Source organism: Paraburkholderia sp. RL18-101-BIB-B, from assembly GCF_046026985.1.
In the GTDB taxonomy this organism is placed as follows: Bacteria; Pseudomonadota; Gammaproteobacteria; order Burkholderiales; family Burkholderiaceae; genus Paraburkholderia.
This window is the reverse complement of sequence record NZ_JARESV010000157.1, coordinates 1-1,279: the sequence shown is the minus strand read 5'-3', so window position 1 is coordinate 1,279 and position 1,279 is coordinate 1. Positions and strand designations below refer to the sequence as shown.

At 55.4% G+C, this 1,279-nt stretch carries 1 protein-coding gene and 1 pseudogene; both read left to right on the top strand.

Annotated elements, in window-relative coordinates; translation table 11 throughout:
• Window positions 1-999 (top strand): group II intron reverse transcriptase/maturase (gene ltrA, locus P0D73_RS46450; protein ID WP_408436458.1); only part of this gene is annotated, 999 nt, incomplete at its 5' end.
• A gap of 79 nt (window positions 1,000-1,078) precedes the next feature.
• Window positions 1,079-1,279, top strand: a pseudogene (locus P0D73_RS46445) (transposase); the annotation flags it as partial.

The window sequence follows — 1,279 nt, the reverse complement described above, 5'->3', positions numbered from 1 at the left end:
GTGTCTGATCGAGTCGCTCAAACTGTTGCCAAGCTCATGATCGAGCCGATACTCGATCCGGTGTTTCATCCCGATTCGTATGGATACCGGCCGGGTAAGTCGGCGAAACAGGCGATTGCCGTCACGCGCAAGCGTTGCTGGCAGTACGACTGGGTCGTTGAGTTTGACATCAAGGCGGCGTTTGACCAGATCGATCATGCGTTGTTGATGAAGGCGGTGCGAAACCACATCAAGGAAGACTGGATCCTGCTGTATATCGAGCGGTGGCTTACTGCGCCATTCGAGACTGCAGACGGTGCCCGACTACCTCGGCAGAGGGGAACCCCGCAAGGCGGAGTAGTCAGTCCTATCCTGATGAATCTGTTCATGCATTATGCGTTCGACAGCTGGATGACGCGGACTTACCAACAACTTCCTTTCGCCCGCTACGCCGATGACGCAGTGGTTCACTGCCGCAGTCACGGGCAGGCGGAAGAAGTGATGCGAGCTATCGCATCACGGCTGGAGCAGTGTGGTTTGACGATGCATCCGGAGAAGTCGAAGATCGTGTACTGCAAGGACGTGAACCGCACCTTAGCTTATCCGAACGTGCAATTTACCTTCCTCGGTTTTACGTTTAGACCGCGACAGGCAATGAGCAGGTACAACCGGCGATTCACCAGTTTCCTGCCGGCGGCGAGCAACGATGCGCTGAAACGGATGAGGCAAACGGTACGGAGTTGGCAGATACATCGTCGGACTCCAGCCACGCTTGAAGACTTTGCGCAGCAATGCAATCCAACGATACAAGGGTGGTGGAACTACTATGGGGCGTTCTATCGAACGGCGATGTATGCGATCTTCCAATATGTCGATCGGAAGCTCGAGCGCTGGGCCAGACGGAAGTACAAGACACTGTCGCGACACAAACGACGTAGCGCTGAATGGCTACGCAAGATGGCAGCTGTCTACCCACGGTTGTTCGTTCACTGGCGGGTCGCTGGGGCAACGGTTGGCTGACGGGAGCCGTATGAGGCGAGAGTCTCACGTACGGTTCTGCGAGAGGCTTGAGGTGCAACCCCTCTGGCCTACTTACCATCCGCAGCATCCCTGGCAACGTGGCTCGAACGAAAACACAAATGGGCTTCTCAGACAGTACTTCCCTAAAGGTATCGATCTCTCTGGTTATTCACAGGCCAGACTTAATGCTGTGGCGAGGCGACTCAACGAACGTCCCCGAAAAACACTAGACTTCGACACACCAGCTGAACGATTTCAGCAAGCCGTTGCATCGACCGGT